This is a genomic window from Burkholderia sp. JP2-270 (genome assembly GCF_003233675.1).
GTDB classification, from domain to species: Bacteria; Pseudomonadota; Gammaproteobacteria; order Burkholderiales; family Burkholderiaceae; genus Burkholderia; species Burkholderia pyrrocinia_C.
This window is the reverse complement of record NZ_CP029824.1, coordinates 3678846-3694449: the sequence shown is the minus strand read 5'-3', so window position 1 is coordinate 3694449 and position 15604 is coordinate 3678846. Positions and strand designations below refer to the sequence as shown.

The window sequence follows — 15604 nt, the reverse complement described above, 5'->3', positions numbered from 1 at the left end:
ACCCCGTCATGCCCTCCCTCGACACCCGCCCGCGCCTGGCCGATCCGGACGCGTTCTACGAAGCGCTGATCGACATGCATCGCGACCTGTCCGACGCCGACAGCCAGCTCGTCAACGCGAAGCTGATCCTGCTGCTCGCGAACCAGATCGGCGATGCCGACGTGCTGCGCGAAGCGATGGCGCTCGCGCGCCAGGGCGTGACGCCGCCCGTGCATCCGGCCGCCGAGGTCGCGCAATGAGCGCGGCGCCGGCCGACGCGCGCGTGCTCGAAGTCGAGCGCGTGATCGACGAGACCCATCGCCCGGGCTTTCACTGGCTGCTGCTCGTGTTGTGCGGGCTGTGCCTCGTGATCGACGGTTTCGATGCGCAGGCGATGGGCTACGTCGCGCCGAGCGTGATCGCCGAATGGGGCGTGCCGAAGCAGGCGCTCGGCCCGGTGTTCAGCGCGAGCCTGTTCGGAATGCTGCTCGGCGCGCTCGGGCTGTCGGTGCTGGCCGACCGGATCGGGCGGCGCCCGGTGCTGATCGGTTCGACGCTGTTCTTCGCGGTGACGATGCTCGCGACGCCGTTCGCAAGCTCGATTCCCGTGCTGATGGCGTTGCGCTTCGTCACGGGCCTCGGCCTCGGCTGCATCATGCCGAACGCGATGGCGCTGGTCGGCGAGTTCAGTCCGGCCGCGCATCGCGTGAAGCGGATGATGATCGTGTCGTGCGGCTTTACGCTTGGCGCTGCGATCGGCGGCTTCATCAGCGCCGCGCTGATTCCGGCGCTCGGCTGGCGGTCGGTGTTCTTCGTCGGCGGCGCGGTGCCGCTCGTGCTCACGGTCGCGATGGTCGTGCGGCTGCCCGAGTCGCTGCAGTTCCTGGTGCTGAAAGGGCGCGTCGCGCAGGCGCGCGACTGGCTCGCGCGCTTCGCGCCGCAGGCCGGCATCGATGCGGACACGCGGCTCGTCGTGCGCGAGCGCGCTGCCACCGGCGCGCCGGTGGCCGAGCTGTTCAGCCACGGCCGCCTGCCGGTCACGCTGCTGCTGTGGGCGATCAGCTTCATGAACCTGATCGATCTGTACTTCCTGTCGAACTGGCTGCCGACCGTGATGCGCGACGCGGGTTATTCGCCGGGCACGGCGGTGATCGTCGGCACGGTGCTGCAGACGGGCGGCGTGATCGGCACGCTGTCGCTCGGCTGGTTCATCGAACGCTACGGCTTCGTGCGCGTGCTGTTCGCGTGCTTCGCGTGCGCGGCCGTGTCGGTGGGGCTGATCGGCTCGGTCGCGCATGCGCTGCCGTGGCTGCTGGTCGTCGTGTTCGCGGGCGGGTTCTGCGTGGTCGGCGGGCAGCCGGCCGTGAACGCGCTCGCGGGCCAGTATTACCCGACGTCGCTGCGCTCGACTGGCATCGGCTGGAGCCTCGGCATCGGCCGGATCGGCTCGGTGCTCGGGCCGCTCGTCGGCGGACAACTGATTGCGCTCAACTGGTCGAACGGTGCGCTGTTCCACGCGGCCGCGGTGCCCGTGCTGTGCTCGGCGCTGTTCGTCCTCGGGCTGGCCGGTGTGACGCGGCGAAACGGCGCGCATGCGCCGAACGCCGCGATGAATTGATGGAGAAAGGAAACGATGACGCTTGACCTGTCGAAACCGGCGACCGCCGGCTACCTGAGCGGTTTCGCGAACGAATTCGCGACCGAGGCGCTGCCCGGCGCGCTGCCGCACGGCCGCAACTCGCCGCAGCGCGCACCGTACGGGCTGTACGCGGAGCAGTTGTCGGGCACCGCGTTTACCGCGCCGCGCGGCCACAACCGCCGCTCGTGGCTGTACCGCATCCGCCCGGCGGCCGTGCATCGGCCGTTCGAGCCATATGCGGGCCCGCAGCGGCTCGTGTCGGAATTCGGCGACTCGGCCGACGTGCCGCCGACGCCGCCGAACCAGCTGCGCTGGGATCCGCTGCCGATGCCGGTCGAGCCGACCGATTTCGTCGACGCTTTGGTGACGATGGCCGGCAACGGCTCGGCGGCCGCGATGAATGGCTGCGCGATCCACCTGTACGCGGCGAACCGCTCGATGCAGGACCGCTTCTTCTACAGCGCGGACGGTGAACTGCTGATCGTGCCGCAGCAGGGGCGGCTGTTCATCGCGACCGAATTCGGCCGGCTCGACGTCGAGCCGTTCGAGATCGCGGTGATCCCGCGCGGCGTGCGTTTTTCCGTCGCGCTGCCGGATGGCGACGCACGCGGCTACATCTGCGAAAACTTCGGTGCGCAGCTGCGCCTGCCGGACCTCGGCCCGATCGGCTCGAACGGTCTCGCGAACCCGCGCGACTTCCTGACGCCGCAGGCCGCTTACGAGGATCGCGAAGGCGCGTTCGAGCTGATCGCGAAGCTGAACGGCCGCCTGTGGCGCGCGGACATCGGCCATTCGCCGCTCGACGTCGTCGCGTGGCACGGCAACTACGCGCCGTACAAATACGACCTGCGCCTGTTCAACACGATCGGCTCGATCAGCTACGACCATCCCGATCCGTCGATCTTCCTCGTGCTGCAGTCGCAAAGCGATACGCCGGGCGTCGACACGATCGACTTCGTGATCTTCCCGCCGCGCTGGCTTGCGGCCGAGGATACGTTCCGCCCGCCATGGTTCCACCGCAACGTCGCGAGCGAGTTCATGGGGCTCGTGCACGGCGCGTACGACGCGAAGGCGGAAGGCTTCGTGCCGGGCGGCGCGAGCCTGCACAACTGCATGTCGGGCCACGGGCCCGACGCGGACACGTTCGAGAAGGCGTCCGCGATCGACACGACGAAGCCGCACAAGGTCGACGCGACGATGGCGTTCATGTTCGAGACCCGCACGCTGATCCGGCCGACGCGCTACGCGCTCGACACCGCGCAACTGCAGGCGGACTACTTCGAATGCTGGCAAGGCATCAAGAAACACTTCAACCCGGAGCAACGATGAGCGACACCCAAGACTGGCGCGCGACGCTCGACCCGGCCCGCAAGAGCTGGGTCGACACGGCGAACGATCCCGCCTGCGATTTCCCGGTCCAGAACCTGCCGTTCGGGATCTTCAGCGATGCGAGGCACGCGGCGCGCCGTGCGGGCGTCGCGCTCGGCGACCAGATCGTCGATCTCGCGGCGCTTGCGCGCGCGGGCCTCGTGACGCTGCCGGCCGGCGTCGACGCGTTTGCCGCGCCGACGCTGAACGCATTCATCGCGCTCGGTCGCGACGCATGGCGCAGCGTGCGCGTGCAGCTGTCGGACCTGTTCTCGCGCGACAACGCACGGCTGCGCGACGATGCGGCGCTGCGCGCGCAGGTGCTCGTCGCGCAGCGCGACGCGACGCTGCATCTGCCGGTCGAGATTCCCGGCTACACCGATTTCTATTCGTCGAAGGAGCACGCGACCAATGTCGGCTCGATGTTCCGCGATCCGAAGAATGCGCTGCTGCCGAACTGGTCGGAGATGCCGATCGGCTACAACGGCCGCGCGTCGTCGGTGGTCGTCAGCGGCACGCCGGTGCGGCGCCCGAACGGGCAACTGAAGCTGCCCGACCAGGAGCGCCCGGTGTTCGGCGCGTGCCGCAAGCTCGACATCGAACTGGAGACGGGCTTCATCGTCGGCCAGGGCAACGCGCTCGGCGAGCCGATCGCGTGCGAGGACGCGGAAGCGCATATCTTCGGGATGGTGCTGCTGAACGACTGGAGCGCGCGCGACATCCAGCAGTGGGAATACGTGCCGCTCGGCCCGTTCAACGCGAAGACGTTCGCGACGACGATCTCGCCGTGGATCGTCACGCTCGACGCGCTCGAACCGTTCCGCACCGCGCAGCCGGAGCAGGTGCCGCAGCCGCTCGCGTATCTGCGGCACGCGGGCAAGCATGCGTTCGACATCGCGCTCGAAGTGACGCTGCGCGCCGAAGGGGCGGCGCATGCGACGTCGATCTGCCGCACCAACTTCAAGCACATGTACTGGACCATGGCGCAGCAGCTCGCGCATCACACGGTCGCGGGCTGCAACACGCGGGTCGGCGACCTGATGGGTTCGGGCACGATCAGCGGTCCGACGAAGGATTCGTTCGGCAGCCTGCTCGAACTGACGTGGAACGGCAAGGAGCCGGTCGCGCTGGACGGCGGCGGCAGCCGTGCGTTCATCGAGGACGGCGACGAGCTGACGCTCGCCGGATGGTGCCAGGGCGACGGCTATCGCGTCGGCTTCGGCTCCTGCGTGGGCAAGATCCTGCCGGCGCGGAGCGCGTAACGCGCAAGACGTGGCACGCAGCACGGCAGTACCGGGCGGCCCGCATCATGCGGGCCGTCGTCATTGTGTGGCGGCGCGTGCGTGTCAGACCGCGCGTTGCAACGCGGCGCGGCGCTCCCACAGCGCGGCCGCGACGAATGCCGCGACGCAGACTCCCAGCACGCCGACCAGCGCGTTGCTGCCCAGTTGCTCCATCAGTGCGCCCGCAACGAGCGGGCCGCCGAAGCTCGCGGCGCTCCACGACGCCGACACGAGCGAGCTCGCGGTGACGAGCGCCGCACCGCGGAAGCGTTCGCCGCACGCGACGAGCGACAGCGTGTAGATGCTGCCGGCCGCCGCGCCGAGCACGAACAGCAGCGGCCAGCACAGCCACGGGTTCGCGATCACGAGCGGCAGCAGCGGCAGGCCGGCCAGCACGATCCAGCCCGCGCCGAGGTGCACGCGTTCGCGGCCGAGCTTGTCCGCGAGCCAGCCGATCGGGAATTGCATCGCGGTATCGCCGAACAGCATGATCGACGCGAGCAACACGGCGGTCGCGCTCGCGACGCCGTGATCCATCGCATAGAGCGGCAACAGCGACAGCGCGAGCGTGTCGAACAGCGCGAAGAACCCGGTGCCGATGATCAGCGCGGGCATGCGCGGCAGCACGTCGAGCCAGCGACCGTGTGCCTCGTGTTGCGCGTCGTCGCCCGCGAGCGGCGCGCGCCGGATCGTCGCGAGCGTCGGCAGTGCGAGCAGGAACAGCGCGCCGCACAGCGCGAAGCGAATGCTCGTTGCGCCGGCGATCTGGCTGACGAGCACGGGGCCTGCCATCTGGAACAGCGTGAAATTGGTCGCGTAGATCGCGACGACGCGGCCGCGCGTCGAATCGTCGGCGAGCTGGTTGACCCACGCCTCGCCGATCGTGAACAGCAGCATCAGCGCGGCGCCGCACAGCACGCGCAGCACGCCCCACAGGAGCAGGTTCGACGTGAACTGCATCAGCGCGGTGGCTGCCGCGAGCAGCACGACCGATACGACGATCGCGCGGCGCGAGCCGATGTGCCGCGCGAGCGCGGTGACGAACGGGACGATCGCGAGGCCGCCGAGCGCCTGCGCGGCCGTCAGCATGCCGACGACGTTGGTGCCGTGTCGGGCTTCGGTCAGTGCGAGCGCGGTGAGCGGCAGCGTGGCGCCGGTCCCGAGGCCGACGACCGCGACGCTCAGGATGAGCGCGAGGAAATCACGATTGAGAATGGCTTTCATCGGCCGGGATGCTACACCGCGGACCTTGAAAGGTCCATGAAGGCCGTCAGGATCGAATGGCGTTGCGCGCGCAACGAATGCGCGCCGGCGCGTTACACGTATTCGGTCGGCGCGGCCAGCGGGCGGCGTTCGAGCGACGCCGACCATAGCGTGAGCGCCAGCGCCGCGACGGCCATCGCGACGCCGACCCACGGCAGGTTCACGAGCGACACCCCGGAGCCGATCGCCATTCCGCCGAGCCACGCGCCCGTCGCGTTGCCGAGGTTGAACGCGCCCTGGTTCAGCGTCGACGCGAGGTTCGGCGCGTCGCTCGCGCGATCGACGATCAGGATCTGCAGCGGCGGCACGATCGCGAACGCGAGGATGCCCCATACGAAGATCGTCGCGAGCGCGGCGAACGGCAGATGCATCGTGCCCGCGAACAGCGCGAGGACGATGCCGATCAGCGCGAGCGTCGCGATCAGCGACGGCATCCGGCGCCAGTCGGCGAGCTTGCCGCCGAGCGTGCCGCCGACCGTCAGCCCGAGGCCGAACAGCAGCAGCACATAGGTGACCTGACGCGGCGAGAAGCCGGTCACGTCCTCGAGGATCGGCGTGATGTACGTGAACACGCTGAACAGGCTCGCGGATGCGAGCACGCTGATGCCGAGCACCATCAGCACCTGCGGGTGCTTCAGCACGCTGAATTCGCGCGTGATGCTGGTGTCGGGCATCGCGAGGTTCTTCGGCAGGAAGACCGCGAGCGCGGCGGCCGCGGCGATGCCGATGCCGGTGACGGCCCAGAACGTCGCGCGCCAGCCGAATGCCTGGCCGAGCGCGGTGCCGAGCGGCACGCCGAGCACGTTCGCGAGCGTGAGGCCCGTGAACATCAGCGCGATCGCCTGCGCGCGGCGGTTCGGCGCGACGAGGTTGCTCGCGACCACCGAGCCGATCCCGAAGAACGCGCCGTGGCAGAACGCGGTGACCACGCGGGCGGCCATCAGCACCGCATAGCCCGGCGCGATCGCGCAGAACAGGTTGCCGGCGATGAACAGCCCGATCAGGCCCATCAGCGCGCGCTTGCGCGGCATCTTCGCGGTGACGACCGCGAGGATCGGCGCGCCGATCGTCACGCCGAGCGCATAGCCCGACACGAGCATCCCGGCGGCCGGAATCGACACGCCGAGGTCGCGCGCGACGTTGGGCAGCAGCCCCATGATCACGAATTCGGTGGTACCGATTCCAAATGCGGCGACGGCGAGGGCGAAAAGTGGCAAGGGCATCGCGGTAGGCTCGGGGAAAGCCGCCGCTCGGGCGGGCGCGGGATGCGCGGGACGGGCGGACGGGAAGGCGAACGACAGCGCGATTCTACTTCAGTGAAAACCCTTATGCTCGGGGCCAAAACGGATGTTGCCGGCGTGCGACGGCGCAGCCGGCGGGAAGCTCACAATGTGGGATTTGGCGGCGGTTTGCGACGTGCGAATTCGTCGGGGTCGGAGCGATGGCGGCTGCTGGGCCGCGCTTCAGGCCAGCCGTTCGGGTGAACCGTCGGGGAGCGCGGCGGATTGCGCGGGTTCGGCGATCGCGTCCGATGCGTGTCGCGCGTTCGGGTCCGCTGCGGCGTTCGTGTTTGCGGGTGACGCAGGCGATCCGGCGGCGTCGAGCGCGGCCGGATCGTCCCAGCCGTTCTCGAACAGGCACGCTTCGATCGGCATCCGCGCGGCCCAGCGCTCCTGCTCGAGCATCGGCTTTGCATAGAACGCGTCGACGTGCCCGACGCACAGCACGGCGATCGGCTTTGCGCCGTCGGGCATCCGCAGCAGCGTGCGCAGCGCATCGACGTCGAACAGCGACACCCAGCCCATCCCGAGCCCTTCCGCGCGCGCCGCGAGCCACATGTTCTGGATCGCGCACGCGGCGGACGCGAGGTCCATTTCCGGCAGCGTGCGGCGGCCGAACACGTGGCGCTCGCGGCCGTCGGCGAGCGCGACGACCAGCAGCTCGCCGCATTCGCGCACGCCTTCGACCTTCAGCCGCATGAATTCGTCCTGGCGCTCGCCGAGCGCATCGGCGGTCGCGCGGCGCTCGGCCTCGACCAGCGCGTGGATCGCGGTGCGCAGCGCGGGATCGGTGATGCGGATGAAGCGCCACGGCTGCATGAAGCCGACGCTCGGCGCGTGGTGCGCCGCGCGCAGCAAGCACGCGAGCACAGCCGGATCGACGGGCGCCGGCGTGAAATGGCGCATGTCGCGCCGTTCGAAAATGGCGCGGTAGACGGCGGCGATGTCGGAGTCGTCGAAACGCATGAGCGGCAAAAGCAGGGGGATGACGTCGGCGCAACGATAGCAGACCGAGCGCGGGCCGCGTTACATCAGTCGAAACAAAACCCGCGATTGTTGATGGCGCGCGGACGCGGCGCCCGGACGCGAAATCGGCCGGCAAGCGAACGGCGCGCTGCGTTTGCGCCGCGGCCGCGCGTCAGCGATTCTGGCTCACGACGTTTGCGGGCGTGCCCGCATGCCAGGCCTCGATGTTCAGCAGCGTCGTGTGCGCGATCTCCGCCAACGCCTCGCGCGTGAAGAACGCCTGGTGCGACGTGACGATCACGTTCGGGAACGTCAGCAGGCGCGCGAGCACGTCGTCCTGCAGCGGCAGGTCGGAGTGATCCTCGAAGAAGAGCCCGCTTTCCTCCTCGTACACGTCGAGCCCGAGATGGCCGAGCTGGCCGCTCTTGAGCGCGTCGATCAGCGCCTGCGCATCGACGAGGCCGCCGCGGCCGGTGTTGATCAGCATCGCGCCGTGCTTCATCCGCGCGAGCGTCTGCGCGTTGATCAGATGGTGCGTCGACGGCAGCAACGGACAGTGCAGGCTGACGATGTCGGCCTGGTGCAGCAACGCGTCGAGCTCGACATAGCGCGCACCGAACGCGATCAGCTCGTCGTTGTACGGCGGCACCGAGTGCGCGAGCACATGCATCCCGAATCCCATCATGATCTTCGCGAACACGCTGCCGATGATGCCGGTGCCGATCACGCCGACGGTCTTGCCGTGCAGGTCGAAGCCGAGCAGGCCGTTCAGCGAGAAGTCGCCTTCGCGGGTGCGCGCGACGGCACGCGGCAGGCGGCGGTTGAGCGCGAGGATCAGCGCGACCGCGTGCTCGGCGACCGCGTGCGGCGAATACGCGGGCACGCGCACGACCGCGATGCCGAGCCGCTCGGCGGCGGCCAGGTCGACGTGGTTGAAGCCCGCCGAGCGCAGCGCGATCAGACGCGTGCCGCCGTCCGCCAGCCGTTCGAGCACGGCTGCGTCGACGGTGTCGTTGACGAACGGGCAGACGACGTCATAGCCGTGCGCGAGGATCGCGGTTTCCGCGTCGAGGTGCGACGGCTGGAAGTGCAGCCGATAGCCGAACTGCCGGTTGGCGGCGGTAAACGAATCGTCGTCGTACTGCCGGCTGCTGAACAGGATCACGCGCACGCTGCACCTCCGATGGCTGACGCGCGCAGTTTACTGCAGGCCCGTGACGATGTCGGAGCGGTCGGGGCCGCGCGACGGACGCAGGAAGCCGTAATCCTTCCGCTCGCGGGCCGTCTGCTCGCTGAAGTGGTCGAGCGCGTGCTCGACGAAGCTGCGCGTGCGGGCCGGCACGTACTGGCGGTTCGGATAGACGAGCGACAGCTGCGCGTCCGGGTCGTCGATCCGGTAGCCGGGCAGCAGCCGCACGAGCGTGCCGCTGTTGAGCGCGTCGGCGACGCACGGCTCGGGCAGCACCGCGATGCCGGCGCCGGCAATGGCGGCCGCCTGCACGAGCGCGAGCTGGTTGAGCGTGCAGGCCGGGCGCACCGTGACCGAATGCGCGACGCCGTCGTGGCCGACCAGCTGCCACGCGGGCGCATGCTGGTGCGGCGCGAGCGTGACCCAGTCGTGGCCCGGCAGGTCGTCGGGTGCGCGCGGCTCGCCGCGCCGGTCGAGATAGGCCGGCGCCGCGCATGCGACGAACGGGTTCGGCGCGAGCGCATGGCCGATCAGCGTCGGGTTGCCGTCGAGCCGGTTGCCCGTGACGATACCGACGTCGTAGCCCGATTCGAGCACGTCGAGCGGCCCGTCGGCGACGGTCAGCTGCACGCGCAGCTCGGGGTAGCGGTGCCGGAAGCTGCTGACGAGCGGCGTCAGCGCGAGCGGCGACAGCAGGCCCGACGCGACGACGCGCAGCGTGCCGGCCGGTTCGCGCACGGCATGCGCGACGGACGACTCGAGGTGGTCGAATTCCTCGAGCAGCGCGCGGCAACCGTCGAGGTAGCGCACGCCGGCCTCGGTGAGCGACAGGTTGCGCGTGGTGCGGTGGATCAGCCGTGTGTTCAGGTGACCCTCGAGCATCGCGATCGAACGTGTGACGAGCGCATTGGACACGCCGAGATGGTGCGCTGCGCGCCGGAAGCTCTGCTGCTCGGCGACGCAGACGAATACACGCATGGTCTGAATCTGGTTCATGGCTTGTGTATTTCTGGCCCGGTTGATTGATTATGGTTGTGATTTTTCGCCGCGCAACCTCGAAACGCATCGCACGGCACCCAGTTCTCCCTCGTATCGAAAAATCGTTTTTCGATTCCGCAGACGATTGTTAAATACAGTTGCGATATCCGTCAACCTGAGAAAACGGGCGGGTTGCGGAAAATCGAAATCGCGAGTACCGGTTAAATGTCGGGCTGTCCCGCGTGCCTGCCGTTCAAAGGCGGCAGGGTATTGGAATATGCATCGTGGCGGCGAATAATTCGTATGTTAATCAATTGGTTGTTCGTGATTCGGTCAGATTTGCTCCGGTAAATTGGGGAATCGCGCCCTAATACATGCTGCAATAATGGATGTTTTTACCCGTGCGCGGATTTTGCGTATCGCATTCCGCGCGGCGATTTTTATCGAACATCCGGTCTATTCCGTTCGATACGCAAGTCGCGCTGAACCGTCGGCATCGATGAAACACGGCGATATTGGCGGAGAAAATCGCGCGCATGGAACCGTTTCGCAACCGGCCGGCAATGCCATTCCAATCCGGAACGCCGGCGCGCGATGCCTGGGCGGCCGGCTGGCCCGGTCCGGCGACCGGGCCACCGTCGCGCTGTCCGGCCGCGCGTGCCTCTTGCGCGAGGCCGCGGAACGCGGAATGATCGATCAGTTCGCCATGCAGTTGGTTTGGCGGGCGTCCGTGTATTTCCCTTCCTCACCTATTGCCAGCCATGTCCATCGATTACTCGCCGATTCCCTGTCCCGTCGTCGTGCCGCTCGACGCGATCCTGCCCGAAGAACCGCTGCTGATGATGGGGGCCGGCCCGGTTCCGATCCCGGCCGCCGTCGCGAAGGCGAACACGATCGTGATCAACCACCTCGGCGCGACGATGGCGAAGATCATCGAGCAGGTGAAGGAGATGGCGCGCTACGTGTTCCAGACCCGCACGAAGTGGGTGCTCGGCGTCGCGGGCCCCGGCTCGGCCGCGATGGAAATGGCGATCTCGAACCTCGCCTGGCGCGGCACGCGCGTGCTGTCGATCCGCAACGGCTTCTTCAGCGCGCGGATGGCCGAGATGGCCACACGCGTCGGCGCCGACGTCGCGACGCTCGAAGTGGCCGACCGCGCGGTCGCGAGCCTCGACGAGATCGCGGACGCGATCGCGCGCGAGCGGCCCGAGATCGTCACGATCGTGCAGGGCGAGACGTCGAACACCGTGTGGAACCGCGACCTGCGCGACATCGCGGCGCTCGCGAAGGCGGCCGGCGCGCTGGTCGTCGTCGACGCGGTGTGCACGCTGTCGACGATGCCGCTCGACATGGACGCATGGGGCATCGACGCGGTGATCACCGGCGGCCAGAAGGGGCTGTCGTCGATCCCCGGCGTGTCGCTGATCGCGTTTTCCGACGCCGCGTGGGAGCGCATGAAGCATCGCCCCGAGCCGAATACGCACTGGTGCCTCGACATGGCGCTCGCGGAGAACTTCTGGCACAACGCCGGCTATCACTACACGGCGCCCGTGTCGGGCGTGCTCGCGCTGCACGAGGCGCTGCGACTGGTGTGCGCGGAGACGCTCGAAAGCCGCTTCGCGCGCCACCTGCGCTGCTCGCTCGCGCTGCAGGCGGGTGTCGAGTCGATGGGCCTCAAGCTCTATGCGCCGAAGGACTGCCGGCTCAATTCGGTGGTCGGGATCGAGACGCCGGAAGGGCTCACGCCCGGGATGGTCTGCGGCCATATCTCGAAGCAGTACCAGGTCGAGATCTCGGGCTCGTTCGGGTTGCCGATCGTGCGGATCGGGCAGATGGGCGAACAGTGCCGCGAACACAACCTGTTCCGCACGCTGCATGCGTTCGGCCGCACGATGGTCGACCTGAAGGTGGCGGTCGACCTGCCGGCCGGCGTCGCGGCGCTCGAACAGGAACTGTCGCGACGCGGCGCGTAACACCGCAGGGGGCCGATCGGCGTCGGGGGCCGGCAGGCCGCGATCGGTCGATCGCGCTCAGCGGCCCTGCATCGCGCGCCGGTACGTAGTCGGCGTCGTGCCGTGCGCGTCGCGAAAGCGATGGCTGAAGTGGCCGGCGTTCGCGTAACCGCAGTCGGCCGCGACCTGCGCGAGCGGCAGCGACGTCGTGCGCAGCAGTTCGCGTGCCCGCGCGAGCCGCTGCTCGGCGACCCACGCGTGCGGCGCGCGGCCGAACGATAGCCGGAACATCCGCGAGAAGTGATATTCGGACAGCGCGGCGACATCGGCCAGTTCGCCGAGCGTCAGCGGCTGCGTCAGGTACGTGTCGATGTAGTCGCGCACGCGGCGGCGCACGGCCGGCGCAAGCCCGCCGCGGAACGACGCGTCGGTGCGCGTCGTGCTCTGCCCGCGCAGCAGCAGGCTCAGCACCTCGTGCGCGGTCTCGTTCACGCGCAGCCGCTCGTCGGCATCGTCCCAGCCGTCCAGCGCGAGCGAGCGCAGCAGCGCGGCGACGCGCGCATCCTCGAAATAGGTGCGGTCGGCGAGCTTCAGCTCGCGCGGCTCGCGGTCGAGTTCGCGGATCGCGCGCTGCGTGAAGTGCTCGGGCAGGAAATACAGGTGGATGAAGTGCATCTCGCCGCGCACCCACCAGCGCGATTCGTGGTCGCCCGGCAGCGCGCACAGCAGGCTCGGCGCGCCGTAGCGCGGCACGCGTTCGCGCTCGGTCCGGTAGCCGCCGTCGAGGTAGCACGACAGCGTGTGGTGGCCGGGCTGCTCGTAGATCGTCTCGCTTTCGTCGGTGATCCGCGTCCATTCGGCGATCGCGAGATGGTCGCCGAGCCACGCGAAGCGCTCGAGCGTCGCGTTCGCGTCGGCGAGCGTGCGGCAGACCGACTGCAGGCCGAACGGCAAATCGCCGCCGGCCAGGGGGGCGGCGCGGTCGACGGGCGGGGCGGAGAGGGAGACGCTCATGATGCGACGAGTATAAGCGGGCGTGCGGCGCCGGGTGCGGCGGCCGGAAAAAGACCGCAATTCCGGACAATCGGTGCGCGCCGCGCGGCGGCATAGTCGGGATCCCGTTTCATCCGATTTCCGGACCTTCGCCGCCATGAACCTGTCGCTTTATTTCGTCACCGTGCTGATCTGGGGCACCACCTGGATCGCGATCAAGTGGCAACTCGGCTCCGTGCCGCCGCCCGTGTCGATCGCATGGCGCTTCTGGCTCGCGGCCGCCGTACTGTTCGCGCTGCTGCGCGTGATGCGCCGGCCGGTCCGGCCGCCGCGCGAAGCCTGGCGCTACCTTGTCGCGCAGGGCTTCGCGCTGTTCTGCCTGAATTTCCTGTGCTTCTACTACGCGGAGCAGGTCGTGCCGAGCGGGCTCGTCGCGGTGATCTTCTCGACCGCGCCGCTGCTGAACTCGATCAACGGCCGGCTGTTCATGGGCCGCCCGCTGCGGCCGTCGGCGATTGCCGGTGCGCTGCTCGGCCTGATCGGCATCGCGTGCCTGTTCTGGCAGCAGATGGCCGGCCATCTCGACGATCACGCGACCTGGATCGGGCTTGCGATCGCGTTCGCGGGCACGATGTGCTTCTCGGCCGGCAACCTGCTGTCGAGCCGGATGCAGTCGATGGGGCTGCATCCGCTCGCGACCAATGGCTGGGCGATGCTGATCGGCGCGGCGATCCTGACCGTCGGCAGCGTGGTGGCCGGGATGCCGTTCACGCCCGACATGAGCCCGCGCTATCTCGGCGCGCTCGTCTACCTCGCCGTGCCGGGCTCGGTGATCGGCTTCACCGCGTACCTGACCCTCGTCGGCCGGATCGGGCCGGAGCGCGCCGCGTACTGCACGGTGCTGTTCCCGATCGTCGCGCTGGCTGTGTCGACGGTGTTCGAGGGCTACCAGTGGTCGCCGCTCGCGGTGATCGGGCTGCTGCTCGTGGTGGCCGGCAATCTCGTCGCGTTCGACCTGACGCGCCGGCTGTTTCTCCGGACGGCCTGAGCGCGCCGGCCGTCGCAATGGTCTCCACATAAAAAAACGCCTGCGCGATGCAGGCGTTTTCTTTTTGACGCGGCGGCGCTGCGACTTCCGCGACCGGCCGCCGTGCGGCGAGCAGCGCGATCAGGCGGCCGCGCCGCTCCCCGCCACGCGCGCCTGCCGCTGGTACAGCACCATCGACAGCGCGACGCCCGCGGCGGCGGCCACCGCCGCGAACAGGAACACCTGCGGATAGCCGAACGCACCCGCGACATAACCGGCGAGCGGACCCGTGATGCCGAGCGACAGGTCGAGGAACACCGAGTACGCGGACAGCGCCGCGCCGCGGCTCGCGGGCGGCACGAGCGCGACGGCCTCGACACCGAGCGCCGGGAAGATCAGCGCGAAGCCGAAGCCCGTCAACGCCGCGCCGACGAGCGCGACGTGCGGCACCGGCGCGAGCCACAGCAGTACGAGGCCCGAGCATTCGAACGCGAACGACACGATCGCGACGCGGAAGCCGCCATGAGTCTTGATCGTGTTCGCGAACAGCAGGCGCGCGCCGATGAACAGCGTGCCGAACACGGTCAGCGACAGCGCGGCGTTCGGCCAGTGGCGCGCCGCGTAGTACAGCGTGACGAAGGTGGCGATCGAGCCGAAGCCGGCCGAGCCGAGCGCGAGGCCGAGGCCGTGCGGCAGCACGCGCGTGAACACGCTCGCATACGACATCCGTTCGCCGTGCACGAGCGGCACCGAATCGATCAGGCGCGCGAGGTAGAAGCCGATCGCGGCGAGCGCGATCACGATCACGCCGATCAGCGCCGGATTCAGCGTATGCGCGATCGCGACGCCGACCGGCGCGCCGAGCGCGAGCGCGCCGTAGGTCGCGATGCCGTTCCACGAGATCACCTTCGCGTTGTGTGCGACGCCGACCCGGCCGATGCCCCACAGGATCGCGCCGGTGCCGCACAGGCTCTCGCCGACGCCGAGCACGAGCCTGCTCGCGACCAGCAGCACGAGGCTCGCGACCGGCCAGTGCGCGAGCAGCAGCGCGACCAGCAGCAGCACGCCCGACACGCCGCAGCCGACCAGCCCGCGCAGCACCGTCTGCTTCGGGCCGAGCGTATCGGCGAAGCGCCCGGCGAGCGGCCGCGACGCGAGCGTCGCGAAGTACTGGACGCTGATCGCACCGCCCGCGACGATCGCGGAAAAGCCGAGGTCGTCATGGACGAAGCCCGGCAGCACCGCGAGCGGCAGGCCGATGGTCAGGTAGCAGATGAACGTGAAGCAGACGACGGACACGATTTGCAGCGTGACCGCAAACCCGCTGCGTGCTGGTGTGGCGGAGTCGGTAGACATGGGGTCGGAACGAATGAGCGAAACGGAGCGTGACGAAACGGAAGACGGCGCAAAACGGAATCGGGATTTTCCCATGGAACCGGTTTTCACGCAGGTACCGTTTAGTTAATCGCGACCCGTTTTCGCGCGCAACGGAACGGTGCCGGCACGCCGGGGAGGCCGGCGGGGTACCGTGCGGAAAGGGCGCCGGGCGGCCCCGGCGCTCATATCGCGGCAGTTATATGGGCCTCATGCGTGATGGGCTATGGGTTGCGAAATTTGATGGTGATAGCGTGCAAACTGTCAGAAAGACGTCGGTCGAGCGCTTCGCGCAGGCCGCCTAGCCCCCCAA

At 68.9% G+C, this 15604-nt stretch carries 13 protein-coding genes; 6 read left to right on the top strand and 7 right to left on the bottom strand.

Annotated elements, in window-relative coordinates:
* Window positions 1-8: 8 nt before the first annotated feature.
* Genes DM992_RS17510 through fahA form a run of 4 tightly spaced genes read left to right on the top strand, consistent with a single transcriptional unit; the run spans window position 9 to window position 4248 of the window.
* Window positions 9-239 (top strand): DUF2783 domain-containing protein, encoded by a 231-nt coding sequence (locus tag DM992_RS17510; RefSeq protein WP_021157152.1) that lies wholly within the window; start codon window positions 9-11, stop codon window positions 237-239.
* Window positions 236-1597, top strand: coding sequence for an MFS transporter (locus DM992_RS17505; protein ID WP_111017737.1), 1362 nt, complete (start codon window positions 236-238; stop codon window positions 1595-1597). Before DM992_RS17510 ends, DM992_RS17505 begins: the two co-directional genes overlap by 4 nt.
* A gap of 15 nt (window positions 1598-1612) precedes the next feature.
* Window positions 1613-2947: a homogentisate 1,2-dioxygenase gene (gene hmgA / locus DM992_RS17500; RefSeq protein WP_111017736.1), complete on the top strand. Its 1335-nt coding sequence runs from the start codon at window positions 1613-1615 to the stop codon at window positions 2945-2947.
* On the top strand, window positions 2944-4248 hold the full coding sequence (gene fahA / locus DM992_RS17495) for a fumarylacetoacetase (RefSeq protein WP_111017735.1): 1305 nt from the start codon (window positions 2944-2946) through the stop codon (window positions 4246-4248). The genes hmgA and fahA overlap by 4 nt, the downstream gene beginning before the upstream one ends.
* An 84-nt stretch (window positions 4249-4332) precedes the next feature.
* Here fahA and DM992_RS17490 read toward each other — a convergent pair whose 3' ends face one another.
* The 5 genes from DM992_RS17490 to DM992_RS17470 form a co-directional block, all read right to left on the bottom strand.
* Window positions 4333-5493, bottom strand: coding sequence for an MFS transporter (locus DM992_RS17490; protein ID WP_111017734.1), 1161 nt, complete (start codon window positions 5491-5493; stop codon window positions 4333-4335).
* Window positions 5494-5585: 92 nt separating this feature from the next.
* Entirely contained in the window at window positions 5586-6755 is a 1170-nt protein-coding gene (locus DM992_RS17485) for an MFS transporter (protein ID WP_111017733.1), read from the bottom strand.
* Window positions 6756-6995: 240 nt separating this feature from the next.
* Entirely contained in the window at window positions 6996-7778 is a 783-nt protein-coding gene (bluB, locus tag DM992_RS17480; protein WP_111017732.1) for a 5,6-dimethylbenzimidazole synthase, read from the bottom strand.
* A gap of 172 nt (window positions 7779-7950) precedes the next feature.
* Entirely contained in the window at window positions 7951-8949 is a 999-nt protein-coding gene (locus tag DM992_RS17475) for a 2-hydroxyacid dehydrogenase (RefSeq protein WP_111017731.1), read from the bottom strand.
* Window positions 8950-8979: 30 nt separating this feature from the next.
* Window positions 8980-9963 (bottom strand): LysR family transcriptional regulator, encoded by a 984-nt coding sequence (locus DM992_RS17470; protein WP_111017730.1) that lies wholly within the window; start codon window positions 9961-9963, stop codon window positions 8980-8982.
* Between the two features lie 743 nt (window positions 9964-10706).
* Between DM992_RS17470 and DM992_RS17465 the strand changes: the two genes are divergently transcribed.
* A complete protein-coding gene (locus tag DM992_RS17465) occupies window positions 10707-11918 on the top strand; it encodes an alanine--glyoxylate aminotransferase family protein (RefSeq protein WP_111017729.1) in 1212 nt (403 codons plus the stop codon).
* Window positions 11919-11975: 57 nt separating this feature from the next.
* On the opposite strand, the gene DM992_RS17460 is transcribed toward DM992_RS17465, so the two are convergent.
* Window positions 11976-12911 carry an AraC family transcriptional regulator gene (locus DM992_RS17460; RefSeq protein ID WP_111017728.1) on the bottom strand — a complete coding sequence of 312 codons (936 nt, stop codon included), beginning with the start codon at window positions 12909-12911 and terminating at the stop codon, window positions 11976-11978.
* 136 nt (window positions 12912-13047) lie between these two features.
* Here DM992_RS17460 and DM992_RS17455 point away from each other — a divergent pair, with 136 nt between their 5' ends.
* Complete coding sequence (locus tag DM992_RS17455; protein WP_111017727.1) at window positions 13048-13938, top strand: EamA family transporter; 891 nt, start codon at window positions 13048-13050, stop codon at window positions 13936-13938.
* Window positions 13939-14058: 120 nt separating this feature from the next.
* Here the strand turns inward: DM992_RS17455 and DM992_RS17450 are convergent, their stop codons facing one another.
* Window positions 14059-15273, bottom strand: coding sequence for an MFS transporter (locus tag DM992_RS17450; protein ID WP_111017726.1), 1215 nt, complete (start codon window positions 15271-15273; stop codon window positions 14059-14061).
* Window positions 15274-15604 lie beyond the last annotated feature (331 nt).

Excerpts from the sequence above, each read along its gene's own strand:
- DM992_RS17510 (WP_021157152.1), top strand. The coding sequence starts at position 9 with ATGCCCTCCCTCGACACCCGCCCGCGCCTGGCCGATCCGGACGCGTTC.
- DM992_RS17505 (WP_111017737.1), top strand. The coding sequence starts at position 236 with ATGAGCGCGGCGCCGGCCGACGCGCGCGTGCTCGAAGTCGAGCGCGTG.
- hmgA (WP_111017736.1), top strand. The coding sequence starts at position 1,613 with ATGACGCTTGACCTGTCGAAACCGGCGACCGCCGGCTACCTGAGCGGT.
- fahA (WP_111017735.1), top strand. The coding sequence starts at position 2,944 with ATGAGCGACACCCAAGACTGGCGCGCGACGCTCGACCCGGCCCGCAAG.
- DM992_RS17490 (WP_111017734.1), bottom strand. The coding sequence starts at position 5,493 with ATGAAAGCCATTCTCAATCGTGATTTCCTCGCGCTCATCCTGAGCGTC.
- DM992_RS17485 (WP_111017733.1), bottom strand. The coding sequence starts at position 6,755 with ATGCCCTTGCCACTTTTCGCCCTCGCCGTCGCCGCATTTGGAATCGGT.
- bluB (WP_111017732.1), bottom strand. The coding sequence starts at position 7,778 with ATGCGTTTCGACGACTCCGACATCGCCGCCGTCTACCGCGCCATTTTC.
- DM992_RS17470 (WP_111017730.1), bottom strand. The coding sequence starts at position 9,963 with ATGAACCAGATTCAGACCATGCGTGTATTCGTCTGCGTCGCCGAGCAG.
- DM992_RS17465 (WP_111017729.1), top strand. The coding sequence starts at position 10,707 with ATGTCCATCGATTACTCGCCGATTCCCTGTCCCGTCGTCGTGCCGCTC.
- DM992_RS17460 (WP_111017728.1), bottom strand. The coding sequence starts at position 12,911 with ATGAGCGTCTCCCTCTCCGCCCCGCCCGTCGACCGCGCCGCCCCCCTG.
- DM992_RS17455 (WP_111017727.1), top strand. The coding sequence starts at position 13,048 with ATGAACCTGTCGCTTTATTTCGTCACCGTGCTGATCTGGGGCACCACC.
- DM992_RS17450 (WP_111017726.1), bottom strand. The coding sequence starts at position 15,273 with ATGTCTACCGACTCCGCCACACCAGCACGCAGCGGGTTTGCGGTCACG.